General features: G+C 64.0%; 16 protein-coding genes. 15 read left to right on the top strand and 1 reads right to left on the bottom strand.

Features of this window, described 5'->3' with window-relative positions:
- Positions 1-24: 24 nt before the first annotated feature.
- The 13 genes from AC07NV_RS11015 (at position 25) to AC07NV_RS10955 (ending at position 15,893) form a co-directional block, all read left to right on the top strand.
- The gene (locus AC07NV_RS11015; protein ID WP_495166390.1) at positions 25-618 is read left to right on the top strand and encodes a TetR/AcrR family transcriptional regulator; all 594 of its coding nucleotides are present in this window, start codon (positions 25-27) and stop codon (positions 616-618) included.
- Between the two features lie 452 nt (positions 619-1,070).
- The gene (locus AC07NV_RS11010; protein ID WP_495166389.1) at positions 1,071-1,439 is read left to right on the top strand and encodes a BlaI/MecI/CopY family transcriptional regulator; all 369 of its coding nucleotides are present in this window, start codon (positions 1,071-1,073) and stop codon (positions 1,437-1,439) included.
- Complete coding sequence (locus tag AC07NV_RS11005; RefSeq protein WP_495166388.1) at positions 1,436-3,124, top strand: M56 family metallopeptidase; 1,689 nt, start codon at positions 1,436-1,438, stop codon at positions 3,122-3,124. Before AC07NV_RS11010 ends, AC07NV_RS11005 begins: the two co-directional genes overlap by 4 nt.
- 135 nt (positions 3,125-3,259) lie before the next feature.
- Positions 3,260-4,177, top strand: a complete 918-nt coding sequence (locus tag AC07NV_RS11000; protein WP_495166387.1) for an MBL fold metallo-hydrolase — start codon at positions 3,260-3,262, stop codon at positions 4,175-4,177.
- Positions 4,178-4,978, top strand: coding sequence for a hypothetical protein (locus AC07NV_RS10995; RefSeq protein WP_495166386.1), 801 nt, complete (start codon positions 4,178-4,180; stop codon positions 4,976-4,978). It abuts the gene before it with no gap.
- Positions 4,975-5,613 (top strand): DUF4230 domain-containing protein, encoded by a 639-nt coding sequence (locus AC07NV_RS10990; protein WP_495166385.1) that lies wholly within the window; start codon positions 4,975-4,977, stop codon positions 5,611-5,613. The genes AC07NV_RS10995 and AC07NV_RS10990 overlap by 4 nt, the downstream gene beginning before the upstream one ends.
- 63 nt (positions 5,614-5,676) lie before the next feature.
- Positions 5,677-6,666: a quinolinate synthase NadA gene (gene nadA, locus AC07NV_RS10985; RefSeq protein ID WP_495166384.1), complete on the top strand. Its 990-nt coding sequence runs from the start codon at positions 5,677-5,679 to the stop codon at positions 6,664-6,666.
- Positions 6,667-6,817: 151 nt separating this feature from the next.
- A complete protein-coding gene (locus AC07NV_RS10980; RefSeq protein WP_495166383.1) occupies positions 6,818-7,927 on the top strand; it encodes a DUF2853 family protein in 1,110 nt (369 codons plus the stop codon).
- Between the two features lie 1,004 nt (positions 7,928-8,931).
- Complete coding sequence (locus AC07NV_RS10975) at positions 8,932-9,195, top strand: GlsB/YeaQ/YmgE family stress response membrane protein (protein WP_039572182.1); 264 nt, start codon at positions 8,932-8,934, stop codon at positions 9,193-9,195.
- A 119-nt stretch (positions 9,196-9,314) separates the two neighbouring features.
- Positions 9,315-9,584 (top strand): GlsB/YeaQ/YmgE family stress response membrane protein, encoded by a 270-nt coding sequence (locus AC07NV_RS10970; protein ID WP_056371821.1) that lies wholly within the window; start codon positions 9,315-9,317, stop codon positions 9,582-9,584.
- 293 nt (positions 9,585-9,877) lie between these two features.
- Complete coding sequence (locus AC07NV_RS10965) at positions 9,878-11,086, top strand: efflux RND transporter periplasmic adaptor subunit (RefSeq protein WP_495166382.1); 1,209 nt, start codon at positions 9,878-9,880, stop codon at positions 11,084-11,086.
- A gap of 46 nt (positions 11,087-11,132) precedes the next feature.
- Positions 11,133-14,549, top strand: coding sequence for an efflux RND transporter permease subunit (locus AC07NV_RS10960; RefSeq protein ID WP_495166381.1), 3,417 nt, complete (start codon positions 11,133-11,135; stop codon positions 14,547-14,549).
- Between the two features lie 159 nt (positions 14,550-14,708).
- Complete coding sequence (locus AC07NV_RS10955; protein ID WP_495166705.1) at positions 14,709-15,893, top strand: DUF445 domain-containing protein; 1,185 nt, start codon at positions 14,709-14,711, stop codon at positions 15,891-15,893.
- 9 nt (positions 15,894-15,902) lie between these two features.
- Here AC07NV_RS10955 and AC07NV_RS10950 read toward each other — a convergent pair whose 3' ends face one another.
- A complete protein-coding gene (locus AC07NV_RS10950) occupies positions 15,903-16,694 on the bottom strand; it encodes a Rossmann-fold NAD(P)-binding domain-containing protein (RefSeq protein WP_495166704.1) in 792 nt (263 codons plus the stop codon).
- A 46-nt stretch (positions 16,695-16,740) separates the two neighbouring features.
- Here AC07NV_RS10950 and pepN point away from each other — a divergent pair, with 46 nt between their 5' ends.
- Positions 16,741-19,332, top strand: coding sequence for an aminopeptidase N (gene pepN / locus AC07NV_RS10945; RefSeq protein ID WP_495166380.1), 2,592 nt, complete (start codon positions 16,741-16,743; stop codon positions 19,330-19,332).
- On the top strand, positions 19,332-19,727 hold the full coding sequence (locus AC07NV_RS10940) for a VOC family protein (RefSeq protein ID WP_495166379.1): 396 nt from the start codon (positions 19,332-19,334) through the stop codon (positions 19,725-19,727). The genes pepN and AC07NV_RS10940 overlap by 1 nt, the downstream gene beginning before the upstream one ends.
- Positions 19,728-19,742: the final 15 nt, after the last annotated feature.

Below are 19,742 nucleotides of genomic sequence, written 5' to 3'. Positions count from 1 at the left end.
CGGTATCGTTGTCAATATGGTCAGATGAGCGACGCGACACCTGCATCCGACGAGCCCGCCACCCGTTCGCAGCGTGCGCGCATGCAGGCGCTGAATGTCGCGTCGGCGCTGTTCTACAAAAAGGGCGTGCGAGCGGTCGGAATGGAGGAGATCGTCGAGACGTCGGGGATCGCGAAGACCACCATCTATCGCCACTTCCCGACCAAGGATGCGCTGATCGAAGCGTTTCTGGAGAAGGAGGACACCGAATTCTGGCAGCAGTGGGACGCCGCGATCGGGACCGCAAAGACGCCGATCGCCAAGCTCGATGCGCTGAGCGACTGGATCGGCAGCCGCGTTCAGCGCGACGCCTATCGAGGCTGCCCGCAACTGAATGTTGCGGCGGAATTCGCCGACGCGGGTCACCCCGCCCGCGCGATCGCGCGGCGACACAAGGCCGAGATGGTCCGGCGGCTGGAGGAGACCTGTGCCGAAGCGGGAGTGGGCCCGGCCGACCGTGTGGCCATGCAGATCGCGCTTCTGCTCGACGGGGCCTTCATGAACGACGGGCGTCTCTCTGCGTTCGACGCGCCGAGCCTGATCAAGGCGGCCATTCATCGCCTCGTGGCGACCAACTGAACTTTCGAGGGGAAAAGCTTCCGGGGGGCGGGGCCTTTCGGCCGCTCCGCCCCCCGTCTGCATCGGGGGCAAGTGGGGTTTTCCCGGGTGGGGGCAGGGGACATCAGGGACCAGACTGATGCCCCCCACCGCTCCATTTGAGCGGAACACTCGGGAACATCTGATACCATACAATTGCCGTGCCAGTTTGCGGCCCGCGCGGATTCCGGCGCGAGGCACTGGTTATCAATTCCTTACCAAGAACAGAGTGTGTCAAATATTCCGACAGATCCGCCCTGACATCGTCCCGGCGAAGGCCGGGATCTCGACCTTGGGTATGATGCACCGGCGAGTTCCCGGCCTGCGCCGGGATGACGGATGGATCGCCGTTCAGCTTCGTTCAGGAAGCGTTCAGCCCATTGACTACATCTGTAGTCGTGTCGCAAATGGCGATGCCAATGGGAGGGGTTCGCATGGCAGAACGAGCAAGCGAGTCGGAGATGCAGGTGCTGTCGGCGCTGTGGGACGATGCCCCGCAAACCGCCGCCGACCTGACCTCGCGCATCGGCAAGATCAACGGCTGGACGCAGGCGACGGTGAAGACCTTGCTCGCCCGACTGGTCCAGAAGGGCGCGGTCACGGCGGAGGCCGACGGCCGGCGCTATCTCTATAGCCCGGCAATCGAGCGTGCCGAGGCTGTCGGCGAGGAATCGCAGCGTTTCGTCGACCGCCTGTTCGGCGGCCGCGTCAGCCCGCTGATCGCGCATCTCGCCGACCGCGAGGCGCTGACCGACACCGACATCGCCGAGATCGAGGCCTTGCTGAAGAGGCTCAAGTCATGAGCGCCGCGATGCTCCTTCAGGCGTGGACCGATACGCTGGTCACCACCGCCGTCCTCGTCCTGCTGGTCCTGATCGTGCGCAAGCCCTTTGCGCGGCATTTCGGTCCGCGGCTGACCTATGCGCTGTGGGCGGTGCCTGCACTGCGGCTCATGCTGCCGCCCTTGCCCTTCGCCGATCCGGTCGTTGTTATGCCCGAACCCGCGGCGGAAATGGCAGTGATGGTGCCCGCCGGCTTGCCCGTTGCCGCGCCCGCGCCGGTCGCCGAACCGCTCTGGTCGTTCGCAGAGCTGATTCCGTCCTTCTTTGCGCTGTGGGCGGCGGGCGTGATTGTGGTGCTTGCGACCGCCATGGTGTCGCATCGCCGCTTTCGCCGCGACGTGCTCGGCGAGGCGGTCGAACTGGAACCGATCGGCACGATCCGGCTGGTGATGTCAGACGCGGTCGATGGTCCGGTCGCCTTTGGCCTGTGGCAGCGCTATGTCGCCGTGCCGCACGATTTCTTCGCCCGCTATGTCGCCGAAGAGCGCGCGCTGGCGATCGATCACGAGCTGGCGCACCATCGGCATGGCGATTTGTGGGCGAACAGCGCAGCGCTGCTGATGCTCGCCGCCCAATGGTTCAATCCCTTTGCCTGGCGCGCGATTCGCGCGTTCCGCTTCGATCAGGAAGCCGCGTGCGACGCCCGTGTGCTGACGATGACCGGCCACGAAGAGCGCAGCGAACGGACCGCACGTTATGCGACCGCGATCGTCAAGGCGGCGGTTGGCCCGCGGTTGTCGCTCGCCGCGCCGATGGCGGTCCACGACAATTTGCAGGAGAGGCTGACGATGTTGATGCAGCAGGATATCTCAAAAAAGCGGAGCCTTGTCGGCCGGCTGCTCGTCGGCGGCGCGACGCTGGCGGTGCTCGCGACGACCGCGACGCTGGTTCCGGCGGGAATCGTAATGGCGAAGGCGCAGGCCGCGGATATCGCCGAGCCGCCCGCGCCTCCCGAAGCGCCGTTGCCGCCGGAGGCGCCGCTGCCGCCCGACGCGCCGGGGGTGATGGTGTTCACCGAACATAGCGACGATGCGTCGACCGATGACGGCAAGAAGAAGCGCGAAGTGCATCGCATCGTGATCCGCCGCGACGGCGAAGGTGACGACAAGGCGCCTGCGGCGATGTTCGCTCCCGTCGACGGCAAGGACAAGATGCGCCGCATCGAAATCCGCTCCCCGGGCGGCTTGTCGCGCGACGATGTCATCGCGACGCTCAAGGAACAGGGCGTCAACGGCAAGCGCGCCGAAGCGATCGCCGACCGGCTGGAATCCAAGCGCAAGGAACGCATCCGTACCGTCATGGCGCCGATACCCCCGATGCCTCCGATGCCGCCCATTCCCCCGATGCCGCGCGGCGCGTGGTCGGTGGACAAAAGGGCGATAACGATTGGCAAATGTGGCGACGGAAAGCAGGCCGCACCGATCGTCAATCGCGACGAACGCACCGGCAACAAGCAGAGCAGCGTCCAAATGTTCGTGTGCAACGACACGGCCGACGGCAAGGCGGCGCGCCTGTCGGCGCTGAGGAAGGCGCGCGAAGCCTTTGTCGAAGGCGAACGCGCGCGCGGCCTGTCCGACGACATGCGCGCCAAGGTCGCTGCCGATCTGGAAAGGGCGATCGCGGATATCGAGAAATCGGGCAACTAGGCCCGAATAGCTTCGACGCCGGCTTTCGCTCCCCGGTGGAGCCGGCGGCAGGGGCGGGGAAGGGGGCGGCCCATGCCGCCTCCTTTTTCGTGCCTTGCCCTTTTCCTTCGCGCCCTGCGATGCCACATGGTGGGCATGAGCGAAGACAAGCCTTGGCCCGACACCATCCGCGCCGGCGAGTGCGAGCAGCATGAGCCGCTGGTGCGCCGCGTGCTCGCGCCCAACCCGTCGCCCTATACTTTCACCGGCACCCAGACGTGGATCGTCGGTGCAGGAAGCGACGTCGCTGTGATCGATCCCGGCCCGACCGGATCGGGGCTGAGCATCGGCGACCCTGCCGACATCAACGGCGTCGGCCATGTCGACGCGATCCTGCGCGCGACCGCGGGGCAGCGCATCGCCGCGATCCTCTGCACCCACACCCATCGCGATCATTCGCCCGCCGCCGCACCGCTGAAAGAAGCGACCGGCGCGCCGATCATCGGCTGCGCGCCGCTTGCATTGTCCGACGACGGCCCGCGCGCCGATTCAGCCTTCGATCCCGATTATGCCCCCGACCGCGTGCTCGCCGACGGCGAACGACTTTCGGGCGACGGCTGGACTCTGGAAGCCGTGGCGACCCCCGGCCACACTTCGAACCATCTCTGCTTCGGCCTTGTCGAGAGCGGAGCGCTGTTTACCGGCGATCATGTCATGGCGTGGTCGACCAGCGTCGTCAGTCCGCCCGATGGTGACATGGCCGCCTATATGGCCAGCCTCTCGAAGCTCTATGAGCGCGAAGATCGTGTCTATTATCCCGCCCACGGTCCTGCGGTGAGCAAGCCGCGGCAGTTGGTGCGCGGCATGCTGGGTCACCGCAAGCAGCGCGAGCGGCAGATTTTGCGCGAACTCGAAAAGGGGACGGCTGTGATCTCCGTCATGGTGTCGCATATGTACAAGGGACTAGACCCCAGGCTGACCGGCGCCGCCGGCCGCTCGGTGCTCGCGCATCTGCTCGACCTTCGGGCGCGCGGCGTTGTGCGCAACGATGACGACGAATGGGAACTCGCCTGAATGATCCTGGCCATGATGCTTGCCGCCGCACTGCCGGCTGCTGCAGACACTCCCGCGGCCCCCAACCCGCTCATCCTCGACCTCGTTGCGAAAGAGGGCGGCCAATATTGCCTGCCCGGCGAAAAAATCTGCTTCGAACTGTCCGGCGGGTCAGACTCCACCGGCGTGCCGACCGATCTGACCATCTCTTTCCCGGGCTCGGGCGATGCGGAAAAGACGTCGCTGACGCTGCCGGCATTGTCGGGCGAACCGCAAAGGCTGAGCCTGTGGCCCCATCTGATCCCCGTGCTCGTGGAGGAAGGGGAGCAGCGCGAAGGCGCGGAGTTTCTTGTCGGTGTTATCGGCGAAGAACGCGCGATGTATTCGGGCGGCGGCGGCTCGGGTGGGCGACTGCATCTGCTGCGTTTCGACATGGGGCTGCACGGTGTGGGTCTGGGCGACTCGGTCCTCGATGTCGCCTGGGACAGCTCGTTGATGATCCGCGCCTGTTTTTCGGAGCAGGATGTGAAGGATCGGCTGGAGGCCTGTCACGACGAATATAGTTTCAAGGCGAGCCTCATTGCATCCCCCGACGATAAGGGCGAGTTTCCGTCGCTGACCTATCGCAGCGTCGCGACAGCCTTTCCGCGGACATCGCGCCGGAGCGATGATAATAGCGGCAAAAAGCTGAAGCGCAGCGATCTGACCGATTGGCGCGATCCCACGTGCAGCTACACTCAGCTATTTCGTTTTAGCGATGCGACGGCGCGGTATGAAATGGACCGTGCAGCGCCCGATTGTTCGGACTACACAACGCCATGACCTCCTCCTCTCCCGCTCGCCTTGCGCCCCGCCTCATCCTGCTCGCCGCTGCGGCGCTGATGCTCGTCGCCGTCTGGTGGGCCGTCGCTGCGTGGCAGGATTGGCAGAAGGGGTATGATCCCGAAACCGTCGTCGCGGCGAGCCTGCAGGGCTTGCAGGAACAGAATGTGCTGGTGCCCTTCACCGCGCGTTATGTTGCGGTGGTGACCTCGACGCAAAGCCGACTGGGGCTGAGCGCGAAGAAGACGCTGATCATGCCGGGCACGGTCCGCTACGAACTCGACCTTGGCAAGCTCAAGCAGCCCGATCTCGACTGGGACGCGGCGACCAATGCGCTGACGGTGACGTTGCCCCCGCTGCGGCTCGCGGGTCCGGAGATCGATATCGATGCGATCAGCGAATATCGCGACGGCGAGATATTGCTGACGCTGACCGATGCCGAGCGCACGCTCGACGCCGCGAACCGCAAGCGCGCGCAGGAGGAACTGATCGCGCAGGCAAAGGGCGCGACGCCGATGCGCCTCGCGCAAGGCGCGGCGCGCACCGCGGTCGAGCAAAGCTTTGCGATGCCGCTGAAGGCCGCGGGGATCGATGCGAAGGTGACCGCGCGCTTCGCCGACGCACCCGCGGGCTGATTGCCCTGCCAGCGGTCGCGGTGTAGGGGGTTCGCCAAGGCAAAAGCCAGATAAGGAAAAGCGATGACTGCTCCCATCCGCGAGAATCTCTCGGGCCTCGACCTGCGCGCTGAAATCGAGCGCCTGCGCAAGGAACGCAACGCCGTCATCCTCGTGCATTATTACCAGAAGCCCGAGATTCAGGATCTCGCCGATTTCGTCGGCGATTCGCTCGAACTGTCGCGCAAGGCTGCGGACACCGATGCCGATGTCATCGCCTTCTGCGGCGTCAAGTTCATGGCCGAGACCGCAAAAATCCTCAGCCCCGAAAAGATCGTCATCCTGCCCGACATGGACGCGGGATGCAGTCTCGAGGACAGTTGCCCTCCCGAACAGTTCAAGCGCTTCCGCGAGAAGCATCCCGACCATATCGCGCTGACCTATATCAACTGCTCGGCGGCGGTGAAGGCGCTCAGCGATATCATCGTCACCTCGTCGAGCGCCGAGACGATCATCAGCCAGATTCCCGAAAGCCAGCCGATCATTTTCGGTCCCGACCGCCACCTCGGCGGCTATCTCAACCGCAAGTTCGGGCGCGAGATGCTGCTGTGGCCGGGCGTGTGCATCGTCCACGAGGCGTTCAGCGAGACCGAGCTGATCAAGCTCAAGGCGCAGCATCCGGGCGCACCCGTCGCCGCGCACCCCGAATGCCCGCCGCATATCGTCGACCATGCCGATTATGTCGGATCGACCAGCGGCATCCTGCAGTTCGCGAAGAGCTTTCCGGGCGATACGCTGATCGTCGCGACCGAGCCGCACATCATCCACCAGATGGAACTCGCGCTGCCCGAAAAGATTTTCATCGGTGCGCCCGGTGCCGACGGCAACTGCAACTGCAACATCTGCCCCTATATGGCGCTCAACACGATGGAGAAGCTCTACATCGCGCTGCGCGATCTCAAGCCGCAGATCGAGATGGAAGAAGGGCTCCGCCTCGCTGCGCGCAAGAGCCTCGACCGGATGCTGGAGATGGCCTCGGGGACGGTGGGTCAGGGCGATCTCGGCAAGCGCTAGGCGGCGCGCTGCACCATGCGATGGCCCCGTTTTCGGGTTCGATGTTGCATTCGCGGAAAATGATATAAGTTCCGATCCCTAAGGCGCGAGTCTCGCCACCCGTGCGAGCGCCGAACGGCGAAGCCTTGCGTCTGGGTAGGAGCATGGTCGCATGGCAGAAGATTGGCTGGCGGATGTCAGGAAATATGTCGCGGACGCCGATGAAGTGGTGGTTTCCAAGATCGTTTCATATCTCGGCATCGCCCTCAGAAACCGCGATTCCTCACTCGTTTCCTTTAGCGACAAAAAAGAAACCGACCGCGTTCGCGAAAACTTCCTGAAAAAGAAGCTTGGACTGACCCACGACGATGCGGCGCTCGATGCGGCGATCGCCGACGTGGGCGTCCGGATGAAGGAAGACCGGACCAAGAACCGCGTCACCGTCTATTATCTCCTCGCGCAGCATTATGGCCTGCTTACCCTCTTTGGCGGTGCAGCCGGCGCCGCAGGAGCCGTTGGTGCCGCCGCCGGCCTGGCCGCCGTTGGCGGTTTGGGCGGTGATTCCGACAGCGACGATTCTGACAAGGACGGTGGCGCAGCGTCGGCGGCCCCGCTGGCCGCGGCAGGATTGGCCGGTGCAGCGGCAGCGGCAGCGCCCGCTGCTGCCGCGCCGCCGCTCGCTGCGGCCCCCGCCGCACCGGCTCCGTCGGCGGCAAGTCCGCAGACGGCCTATTCGGGCGGCGAGAGCGAAAAAGAAGGCGGCGGTATGGGCTGGCTACCCTGGCTGCTGCTCCTTCTGGTTCTGGCCGCGCTGTTGTTTTTCGGCCTACGCTATTGTTCGAAACAGGATGCTGCGGTCGCCCCGGCTACCGATGACACAGCGATCAGCGAGACCGTTGCGCCCGCGGCTCCCGTGGCCGCCATTCCCGAGGGGGCCGGGGTTGTCGCAGCGGACCGTGAAGGCAAACCGATGCTGACGGTCTATTTCGACACCGGCAAGTCGGTCGTGTCGAACGATTTGTCGACCGCGGCATCGTCGGTGAAGGCTTATCTCGACAGCAATCCGGCTGCGACCCTGGCGGTTTCGGGCTATAACGACCCGACGGGCAACGCCGCGGCCAATGCCGAATTGTCGAAGAACCGCGCGCAGAGTGTCAAGGCGGCGCTCGAGAAGCTCGGCTTCGCAGCCGACAAGGTCGTGCTCGAAAAGCCCGCCGACGCGACGACGACCGGCACGGACAATTCGGCCGCGCGCCGGGTCGAGGTCACCGTGAAGGGCTGATTGCCCTCCCACCATGGTGAATAGAAAGCGGGGCCTGCGGGTCCCGCTTTTTTTTTGTGCCAAGTCGCGACTCGTGGAAAAAAAAACGACGTCGATCGGACAGCCCTGCTTGCGAGTCGGTTCGAATTTTGAATCCGAAAATGCTGCAACGCTGTTACAAAAATGCTGCAAGGAATCCGCTTGTTGCTAATGCCGGACTTATCCACAAGCGCAGTCGGCTCCGGGGTGCTTTTCGCGCCTTTTTTGTTGGCGACCCGAAAGCTTCATGTCAGCTTCAAATCATCGGAAGACAGAGACGACAGACCACCGGGACATCAAGGGTAGTTGCAAGACTAGCCAGAAGAGAACGGACGGATTGACGAGGAAATCTACCGATAGCCTGATCACGGAACGCAGCGATTCCCACGAGTTGATGCGGACCCGACCGGGTACAGGAAATGCAGTCCATCGCTTGGGCAGCGACTGTTTCGGCAGACGCAAGAAGAGATGATGAAGGGCTTTCCAGGTGCGGCCGGCCCCCGAAAGGGGGCCGACCAAACCGTCGCCGGATCGTTCCGGCGTGCGCCGCAACGCATCGTTTTGCGGGCTGCTAATCGCAAGAGAAGCGGACCGGGATGAAGTGAGGCGGAGTGCGTGGGGCAAAGCCGGATAGTGGGGGTTGGCAGCGATGTCGGCCCCCATTTCGCGTGCGCGGCAGAGCCGGCATTCGCATCGCGTCCACGCGCCGCCGTCGATCTGCTGGCGCGTCCCCATTTATTTCGGCGCATGTGACGTTCGTCACACCCCGGTCAACTCCGGCTGCTTAATCCGACATTGCGACCCGGAGACGTTCCCGATCAGGAACCGATCCCACTTTCCCGGCCGCGCCCTTCGGGGCGGGCCGGGAACCTTTCGCTTCCTTTCCGCATTACTTCGGCATCGTCCAACGATGTCCGGGCGTGACCGGACGTTTCTATGTTCGCCGGGTATCGGCGTCTGCCCGGCCGATTCAGGAAGGGAATATCATGGGTCTGATCATCACATTGATCGTCGGGGGCATCATCGGCTGGCTGGCGAGTATCGTCATGCGCACCGATGCCCAGCAGGGCATCATATTGAATGTCGTTGTCGGCATCGTCGGCGCGTTTCTGGGCAATTTCCTCGGCAGTTTCTTTGGCATGGGTGCCAGCCTCGATACCTTCAGCCCGATCGGGCTCCTCTGGGCCTTCATCGGCGCCGTTGTGCTCTTGGGCATTATCAACCTGATACGACGTGGCAGCGTCCGCTGAACAGAATGGCGGCGAGGATGTAGCCTCGCCGCCATTCTGCTAGGCGATAACAGATATTTGGGTTACCAACGGGATGCCTGCAATGTCAGGCGGCAACAACGATCGTAGGGGGTCATCTTATGACTTGGATTATTGCTATCATTATGGGCGGCATTATCGGCTGGCTCGCCAGCATCGTGATGCGCACCGACGCACAGCAGGGCATCTTCCTGAATATCATCGTCGGCTGTATCGGATCGATCCTCGGTCGTTTCCTGCTGCAAGGCGTGCTCGGCGGCGGACATTTGCGCGGCAACGCGTTCGACCCGATGACCTTGCTCACCGCCTTTATCGGCGCGGTGATCCTGCTCGGTATCGTCAATCTGGTACGGCGCGGCCGAGTTCGCTGATCGCTGATTGATCAATGGCCGCCGGTCCTTGAGGACCGGCCGGGCAAAAGGGTGGCCGCCCGCGGGGCGTGCCGCCCTTTTTCGTGTCCGCAACCACTGGAAATCGCGCAACGAAGCGATTATGGGCCTCGATCCGGCGCGCAGGGGGATGGCAAAGTTTCGCCTCTTGCCAGTGGTGATTTAATTAGGTAATACACCTCGCACGGGATTAGATCCTGTCGTGCGGGGTCAAGGGGACAGGTGCCATCGTGCCTGCCGCACCATAAGCCGCGCAAGCCAGGGAGGGATTCTGCGTGAACTACGAGCGGAAAGTGGATTCGATGGACAGCCTGGCGAGCGCGCCCGACAGCTTTTACGAAGAGGCGGACAGCCGCCGCAAGCGGACACGGCTAATCGTCGCTTTGGTGCTGATTGCCCTCGCGCTGGCCGCGACATGGTATGCTTTCAGTGCCGCAAAGAGCGGAGCCGCCGGCGCTGACGGCGCGGCCAGCGGCCCCGGTGCGGCAAGCATCCCCAACATCACTGTTGTCATTCCTGGCCGCCAGTCGGTCCAGGCAACGATCTCGACCAACGGGACGATCGCGGCGCGCCGTGAAATGCCGGTCGGTGTCGCCGGCGAAGGCGGCCAGGTCGTGCGCGTGCTCGTCGAACCCGGCCAATGGGTCGGCGCCGGGCAGCCGCTCGCGATCATCGATCGCGCGGTCCAGGCGCAGCAGGCCGCAAGCCTCGCGGCCTCGATCCGCGTCGCGCAGGCCGATGCCGATCTTGCGCAGGCCGAGCTGACGCGTGCGGACGCACTGGTGTCGCGCGGCTTCATTTCGAAGGCGGATATGGATCGCAAGCGCGCGACCCGCGACGCCGCCAATGCGCGCGTCCGCGTCGCGCAGGCTCAATATGCCGAGGCGCAGGCGCGCAACGGCCGGCTCAATATCGTCGCGCCCGCCGCGGGCCTCGTGCTGACGCGGCAGGTCGAAACCGGCCAGATCGTCGGCGCCGGCAGCGGCGTGCTGTTCCGCATGGCGCGGGGCGGCGAGATGGAATTGATGGCGCAGATGGCCGAGGCCGATTTGCAGCGCGTCCGCGTCGGTACCCGCGCAACGATCAGCCCGGTCGGCAGCAACCTGCAGATCGCGGGTCAGGTGTGGCAGGTGTCGCCGGTCATCAATCCCGACACAAGGCAGGGTATGGTCCGTATTGCGGTTCCTTATAGCGCGGCGCTCCGTCCCGGCGGCTTTGCCGATGCGCGGCTGGTGTCGGGCACCGAGGAAGCGCCGATGCTGCCCGAAAGCGCGGTCCAGAGCGGCCCCGAAGGCAATTTTGTCCTGATCGTCGATGGCAAGAACCAGATCCAGCGCCGCGCCGTGAAAATCGGCACGGTCACCGACGACGGGGTGTCGATCGCATCGGGTCTTGCCGGCAACGAACGTGTCGTCGTGCTTGCGGGCGCCTTCCTCAACGTCGGCGACAAGGTGAAGCCGGTCGTTCAGAAATCGTCGCAGTAACCCGGACACGACGCGCAGTCTTTTGGTGCACAAGGGCGTTTGAATCATGAGCTTTCGCAACATCTCCGCCTGGTGCATCCGCAATCCGGTTCCGCCTGTCGTCATGTTCGTCCTGCTGTTGCTGGCCGGTATTGTCAGTTTCAACCGGATGGATGTGAACGACAATCCGGACGTCGAATTCCCGGCCGTGCAGGTCATTGTGGCCCAGCCGGGCGCCGCGCCGTCCGAACTGGAAACGCAAGTTACCCAGCGGGTCGAAGCGGCGGTTCGCGGCGTCAGCGGCGTCGACGAACTGTCGTCCTTCGTCGGTGAAGGCAACAGCCGGACGATGGTGCAGTTTGCGATCGGCACGCCGATTGACCGCGCCTACAACGACGTGAATCAGGCGGTTCAGCAGATTCGTAGCGACCTGCCCGATGGCATTCTCGAACCGCAGGTCGTGCGCGTCGACATCGCGGGCGGTCCGATTACCTATTTCGCGGTCGAAGCGTCGGACATGACGCTCGAACAGCTGTCGTGGTTCGTCGACAACGGTGTTGCGAAGGAATTGCTCTCGATCCCCGGTATGGCCAAGGTCAGCCGCTCGGGCGGCGTCGACCGCGAGATTCGCGTGATTCTCGATCCCGCACGCATGCAAAGCTATGGCCTGACGGCGAGCCAGGTGAACCAGCAGCTGCGCCAGACCAATGTCAACGCCTCGGGCGGCCGCACCGAAATCGCCGGTTCCGAACAGGCGGTGCGCGTGCTCGGCAACGCTGCCAATGCGTTTGCACTCGGCGAAACGCGCCTGTCGACCGGTAACGGTCGTACCATTCGCCTGTCCGATGTTGCCAAAGTGACCGACGGCTATGCCGAACAGCGCAACCTTGCAAAGATCAAGGGGCGGCAGGTGCTCAGCTTCTCGATCGAAAAGGCAAAGGGCGCATCGGACGTCACGATCCATGACGAGACGATGAAGAAGCTGGCGGAGATCAAGAAGAACAACCCGAAGGTCGACTTCAAGATTCTCTTCACCCGCACCGAATATACCAAGGAGCAGTATCGCAGTTCGATGACCGCGATGATCGAGGGCGCCGTGCTCGCCGTCGTCGTGGTGTTCCTGTTCCTGCGCGACTGGCGCGCGACGCTGATCAGCGCGCTGGCGATCCCGTTGTCGGCGATCCCGACCTTCTGGTTCATGGACATGATGGGCTTTTCGCTGAACGGCCTGTCGCTGCTCGCGCTCAGCCTGGTCGCGGGTGTGCTGGTCGACGATGCGATCGTGGAGATCGAGAATATCGTCAGACATATGCGCATGGGCAAGACCGCCTATCAGGCGTCGATCGATGCCGCCGACGAAATCGGTCTGGCGGTCGTCGCGACAACGATGTCGATCGTTGCGGTCTTCCTGCCGGTCGCGCTGATGCCCGGTGTGTCGGGTCAGTTCTTCATCCAGTTCGGTATGACCGTCGTGTTCGCGGTGCTCGTCAGCCTTGCGGTCGCGCGCATGATTACGCCGATGATCGCCGCCTATTTCCTGTCGGCGCAGGGCGAGCAGGACCATGCGTCGGGGCCGTGGGTCGACCGTTATGAACAGTTGCTCGCATGGACGCTCGACAGCACGAAACAGCAAGCGAAGAAGGCGCGGTACGAAAATGTACCGACCCGGCTGATCTATCTCGCCGTTCCGCTCGTGCTCGCCGGCGTCTCCGTCCTGTTTTCGATTTATTCTTACTTCCAGCCCGTTCCAGTGGGACAGGATGCGCCGAATGCAGCGCTGCATTTCCTGCTGCTGACGCCGCTGTCGGCCATCGGCGTTTTCCTCGCGACCAGCCTCGTTGCGATCCTTCTCGCCGCGCTCGCTTATGCTTCGGGGATGCGCCAATGGGCTTACACCCACTGGGCGAAATTCATGGTCCTACGCGCCTGGGCGCGGGTGTTCGACCATCGCGTCTGGATCGTCGGCATCGGCCTCGCAGCCTTCCTTTCGAGCATCTGGCTGTTCACCCATTTGCCGCAGCAGTTCCAGCCGACGACCAACAGCGACTATAGCCAGGTTCGCTATGAACTGCCGCCGGGGTCGACGCTCGCGCAGAGCGAAGAGATCGTGCGGCAGATCGGTGCGATCCTCGACAATAGTCCGGTGGTCGAAACCGCATTTTACGACGTCAATGTCGGCGGCGGCAACGCCTTCATCACGCTCAAGAAAAAGCGCGAGATGACCAGCGTCGAATGGGAACGTAGCCTGCAACCCAAGCTAGCCGCAATCCCCGACGCCCGCGTGTCGTTCCAGAGCCAGTCGGGCGGTTTTTCGGGCCGCGACATCACGATGGTGATCGGCGGCGACGATCCGGTCGCACTCGACAAACATGCGCGCCTGATCGTCTCGCAGATGTTGAAGCTCAAGGAATTGCGGTCGCCGCGGGTCGAAGGCGACATTCCGCGTCCTGAAATCATCGTCAATCCGCGGATGGACTTGGCGGCCGAACTCGGTGTGACGACGTCATCTCTCAGCCAGACGATCCGCATCGCGACACTGGGCGATATCGACCAGAATGCAGCGAAATTCTCGCTGTCCGATCGCCAGATCCCGATCCGGGTCCTATTGTCCGAGGGGTCGCGCCGTAGCCTTGCCACGATCGAAAACCTGCCGGTCCCGACGTCGCGCGGAACCACGGTACCGCTGAAGTCGGTGGCAGAGATCGGCTTTGGTGCGGGGCCGACCGAACTTCGCCGTTACAACCAGACGCGGCGTATCGTGATCGGCGCCGATCTGGCACCCGGCTTGGTGACCAGCGAAGCGCAGCAGAAGATCGATGCGCTGCCGGCGGTCAAGGCCATGCCGCAGGGCATCCGCAAGGTCATTCAGGGCGATGCCAAGTGGCAGGCCGAATTGATCATGAACTTCATCATTGCGGTGGTCTCGGGTCTGCTGCTCGTCTTCTCGACGCTGGTGCTGCTCTATCGCCGTTTCCTGTCGCCGCTCGTCAACATGTCGTCGCTGCTGCTGGCGCCGCTTGGCGGCCTGCTCGGCCTGTGGGTGACCGGCATGGAAATTTCGATGCCCGTCTATATCGGCCTGCTCATGCTGCTCGGTATCGTCGCCAAAAACTCGATCCTGCTTGTCGATTTCGCGATCGAGGAGATGGATCATGGGGTCAGCAAGATGGATGCGCTGCTCGATGCGGGGCGCAAGCGTGCACAGCCGATCGTCATGACCACGGTCGCGATGGTCGCGGGCATGGTGCCGACCGCCTTGTCGCTGTCGGGCGACGGGGCATGGCGCGCGCCGATGGGCGTGGTCGTGATCGGCGGCCTGATCCTGTCGACAATGCTGACGCTGCTGATCGTCCCGGCTGGCTTCAGCTTGGCCGACAGCATCGAAAAGCGTCTTGGCCGCTTCTTCTCGAGCAATCTGCTCACGTACAAGAAGGGTGACGACACCAAACCGCACGGAGAGCCTGCGCCGCAGCCCGCCGAGTGATCGGGCGCCGCGCCGGTTGCAACTTTTGCGGCGCTTCGCCATTTGGTGATCATGACGGATAAAGTTTCCACCCCGGTCGAAACCGGACGCGCCCACCCGCCCGGGGTGGGCGTTGCCGTTCCCACTGGCGGGCTGAACGTTCGCGTCGTCGCGACCGGCATGCTCATCGTCATGGCGATGGTCTTCCTCGGCGCCCGATATTTCCAAGATGTTCACCCCGCGGTCGGTTTCGTCCGCGCCTTTGCCGAGGCGGCGATGGTCGGCGGGCTTGCCGACTGGTTCGCGGTCACCGCGCTGTTCCGCCACCCGATGGGCATCCCGATCCCGCACACCGCGATCGTCCCGCGCAACAAGAACCGCATCGGTGACACGCTCGCACGCTTTCTGCTCACCAACTTTCTGTTGCCGCGGTTGATTGCGCGCAAGATGCAGACGGTCGACGTCGCGGGTGCGGTCGGCAAATTCCTGTCCGAACCCGGCGAGGGCGGCGGCCGGCTGCGGCTGGGCGCATCACGCATCATCGCCGACGGGCTCGGTGCGCTCGACCAGCAACGGCTGGGCGGCATGGTCAAATCGGCGATCGCCGACCGGCTGCGCGAACTCGACGTCGCGCCGCTGCTGGGGCAGGCGCTGCAGGCTGCGCTCGCCGAGGGGCGGCATCAGCCCTTGCTCGACGCCATGGTCAAATGGGGGTCGAAGACACTCGAACTCAACGAACATCTGATTCATCAGATGGTCCACGACAATTCGAATGCGATCGTGCGCTTCACCGGACTCGACGAAAGCATTTCGAACCGCATCGTCGCCGGGCTGAGCAAGCTGCTCAGCGAAATGGCCGTCGACGAGACGCACCCGCTGCGTATCCGCGTCGAGGAAGGCCTCGCCAAGATGGCGCTCGATCTGCAGCACGACCCCGAAGTGAAGGCCAAGGTCGCGAAGGTCCGCGACGAACTGCTCGAAAACAAAGCGGTCAAGCGCTGGCTCGACGGTTTGTGGGAGCAGGGGCGTACCGCGCTGCTCAAGGCCGCGCGCAACCCCGACACGATGCTGGCGGGGCGGATCGGCGAACTCGTCACCCAGTTCGGTGCGATGCTGGGCGAGGATGCCGGCATCAAGCGCACGCTCAACCGCTATGCGCGCCGCGCGGTGGTCGGTGTGGTCGACAGCTATGGCGAGACCGCGCTCAAGCTGGTGTCGGACACGATCCGCGGCTGGGATGCCAAGACGATCACCGATCGGCTGGAAAGCGCGGTCGGCGACGATCTCCAATATATCCGCATCAACGGGACGCTGGTCGGCGGCCTCGTCGGCGTGCTGATCCACACGGTGGACGTGCTGATCTGATCCACGGGGTCAGGTTAGAGCGGCAAGTCCCTCGCGAAACGTCGGATAGCGCGGTGTCCAGCCGAGCAAGCGCTTTGCGCGGCCATTCGCGACACGGCGGTTCTCGGCGTAGAAGGCGCGTGCGGCGGGCGACAGGCCCGCTTCCTCGATCGATTGCAGCGCGGGCAGCGGCGCACTGAGCATCGCAGAGCCCCATTCGACCAGCCGGTTCTGATGGCACGGCTCGTCGTCCGCCAGATTATAGACACCCGCCGGTCCCCTGAACGAGGCGATGACTCCGCTCGCGATATCGTCGACATGGATACGGCTGAAGACCTGTGCGGGCAGATCGATGCGATGCGCGCGGCCTTCCCCTATGCGATCGAGGATCGAGCGGCCGGGACCGTAGATGCCCGGAAGGCGGAAGACGCTGACATCGCTGCGTAACGCTTGCCAGGCTGCATCGGCGGCGTTGCGGTCTGCGCGGCGGCCCTTAATCGGCGCGCTTTCGTCGACCCACGCACCGCCCGCGTCGCCATAGACCCCGGTCGAGGACAGATAACCGACCCAGCTAGCGGGGGCGAGCGCAACAGCATCGCCATAGCGCGCGAGTACCGGGTCGTCGCCGTCGGCGGGTGGGACCGAAGACAGGATATGCGTTGCCGAGCGTAGCGCCGCGAGAATGGCGGGCGCGTCATCGAACGCGATATTGTTGCCGCGCCCGTCGCGCGTCGTCCCCGCGACCTCCCAGCCGCGCGCGCGCAGCCGGTCGGCGAGGTGGCTCGCGGCATAACCCATTCCGAAAATCAGCATCTGTCCCATCGCGCCCTTATTGCGCGCCCACGACGCCGCGCCTAGATCGCTTATCATGACCGATGCCTCTTCCACCCCCGCCATCCCCGTCACCATCCATCGCGCCGATTATCGCCCGCCCGAATGGCAGATCCCCGACATCGCACTCGATTTTGTGCTGGGCATCGACGCGACGCAGGTCGGCGCGGCCTTGTCGGTGGTCCGCCATGCCGATGCGCCGGTGCCGCTGCTGCTGCGCGGCGACGGCCTGACCCCGGCGGCGGTGCGCGTCGACGGCGAGGTGTGGAACGACTGGCGGATGGACGGCAGCGACCTGATCGTCGATCTCGGCGAGCGGACGACGGCGACGGTCGAGGTCGATACCGTCATCGACCCCGCTTCGAATACCCAGTTGTCGGGGCTCTATGCGTCGGGCGGCCTGCTCTGCACCCAGTGCGAGGCCGAAGGCTTCCGCCGCATCACCTTCCACCCCGACCGCCCCGATGTGCTCAGCCGCTACAAGGTGCGGATGCGGGGCGATAAGGCGGCCTTCCCGATCCTGCTGTCGAACGGAAATTGTGTCGAACAGGGCGAAGAGGGGAGCGACCATTGGGCGTTGTGGGAAGACCCGTGGCCGAAGCCGAGCTATCTGTTCGCGCTCGTCGCTGGCGATCTTGTCGTCAACCGCGACAGTTTCACGACGATGTCGGGGCGCGAGGTCGAACTGGGTATCTGGGTGCGCGGCGGCGACGAGGATCGCACCGGCCATGCGATGCAGGCGCTGAAGGACAGCATGGCGTGGGACGAGCGCGTCTATGGCCGCGAATATGACCTCGACCTGTTCAACATCGTCGCGGTGAGCGATTTCAACATGGGGGCGATGGAGAATAAGGGGCTCAACGTCTTCAACACGCGTTACATCCTCGCCGACCCCGACACCGCGACCGACGTCGATTATGACGGTGTCGAGGGTGTGGTTGCGCATGAATATTTCCACAACTGGTCGGGCAACCGCGTTACCTGCCGCGACTGGTTCCAGCTCAGCCTGAAGGAAGGCTTCACCGTCTTTCGCGACCAGAGTTTTTCGGCCGATATGGGATCGCCGCCGGTCAAGCGGATCGAGGATGTCCGTCTGCTCCGCGCCGCGCAATTCCCCGAGGATGCGGGACCGCTGGCGCACCCGATCCGCCCCGACAGCTTTCAGGAAATCTCGAACTTCTACACCGCGACCATCTATAACAAGGGCGCCGAGATCATCCGGATGATGGCGACGATGGTCGGGGCCGACCGGTTTCGCAAAGGCACCGATCTCTATTTCGACCGCCACGACGGCGAGGCGGCGACGTGCGAAGATTTCGTCAAGGCGATCGAGGAGGGCGCGGGCATCGACCTCGGCCAATTCCGCCGATGGTACGAGCAGGCGGGAACGCCGCGGCTCAAACTGTCGCTGACCGAAGAGGGCGGCATATGGTCGCTCGATATCGTGCAGACGGTTCCGCCGACACCGGGGCAGCCCGAGAAACTGCCGATGATGATGCCGCTGCGCCTCGCCGCCTTTGCCATGGACGGCAGCGGCGATGCGCTGCCCGACACGCTGGTTATCGTGACCGGCGCGACCCAGCGTATCGCGCTCGGAAAATTTGCTGCGCGGCCGGCGCTGTCGGTCAATCGCGGCTTTTCGGCGCCGATCATCGTTGATTTCGAGCGCGGAGCGGGCGAACTGGCCTGGCTCGCCGCGCACGACGACGATCCGTTCGCGCGCTATGAAGCGCTCCAGCAGCTGATGCTCGACACGCTCGTCGTCGCGGTGTCGGGCGAGCGCGGCGACTATCAGGCGGTGATCGATGCCATCGGGCAGACGCTGACCGGTGCGGCCGCAGATCCCGCTTTCGTCGCCGAAGCGGTGCTGCTGCCCAGCGAAGCCTTCATCGGTGACCAGATGGTGACGGTCGATCCCGATGCGATCCGCCGTGAACGGCTCGCGCTGCAGGCCGCGATCGGCACCGCGCTCGAAAGCGAATGGCGGACGATCCTTGCAGGATACGCGCCGCCGGCGACCGACCTGTCGCGCAAGGCAAAAGGTGGCCGCCGTCTGCGCGGTGTCGCGCTGGCCTATCTCGCCGCAACGGGGATCGATGATGTCCCGGCGCAGGCCTTCCGGATTTTCTCCGACGCCGACGGGATGACCGAACGGCAGGCTGCGCTCGCGACGCTCGCGCATGGCGACAGCGACGAGCGCGTCGCAGCGCTCGACATCTTCTATCAGCGCTATCGTGACAATCCGCTCGTGCTCGACAAATGGTTTCAGGTGCAGGCCTGGTCGTTGCGTGCCGACACCGTCGATGCGGTGAAGGATCTCGCGCAGCACCCCGACTTCACGCTGACCAACCCCAACCGCGTGCGCTCGCTTTATGGCGCGCTGACGGGCAATCAGGCGGCGTTTCATCAGGCCGACGGCGCAGGGTACCGGCTGATCGCCGATCTCGTCATTGCGCTCGATCCCAAGAATCCGCAGACGTCGGCGAAAATGATCCCGCCGCTCGGCCGCTGGAAACGCTTCGACGAAGGACGGCAGGCGCTGATGAAGGCCGAACTGCAACGTATTCTCGCGCAGCCCGGTCTGTCACGCGACGTGACTGAGCAGGCATCGAAGAGCCTGCTGGGTTGATGCTCGATCATATCTTTTTGACCGTGGGCGATCTGGACCGCTCGATCCTATTCTACGAGGCGGTTTTGCCCACGCTGGGCATCAGCATTCGCCACGATTATGCTGGAAAAGACGGTCCGCCCGGTCACCCCGATCTCAAGGGTTTTGGTGCGAACGGACGCGTCTTTTTCTGGCTCCGGCAAGGGGCGCCGTCACCCGATGCAGTGCACGTCGGCTTCGTCGCCCATTCGGAAGCAGAGGTGCGATCGGCTTTTGATGCGGCTCTGACTGCCGGCGCGACTGTAAAGATCATTCCCGGCGCGCAGGAATATTATGATCCTCGATATTATGCCGCGCAGGTGATTGACCCGGACGGCTACAGCCTGGAGTTCGTTTACAAGCCTTGGCAGCATTAGGCCGCCGACTGTCTC

The organism is Sphingopyxis sp. GW821-FHT10B01 (assembly GCF_059415685.1).
This window is presented reverse-complemented; position numbering and strand designations above follow the sequence as displayed.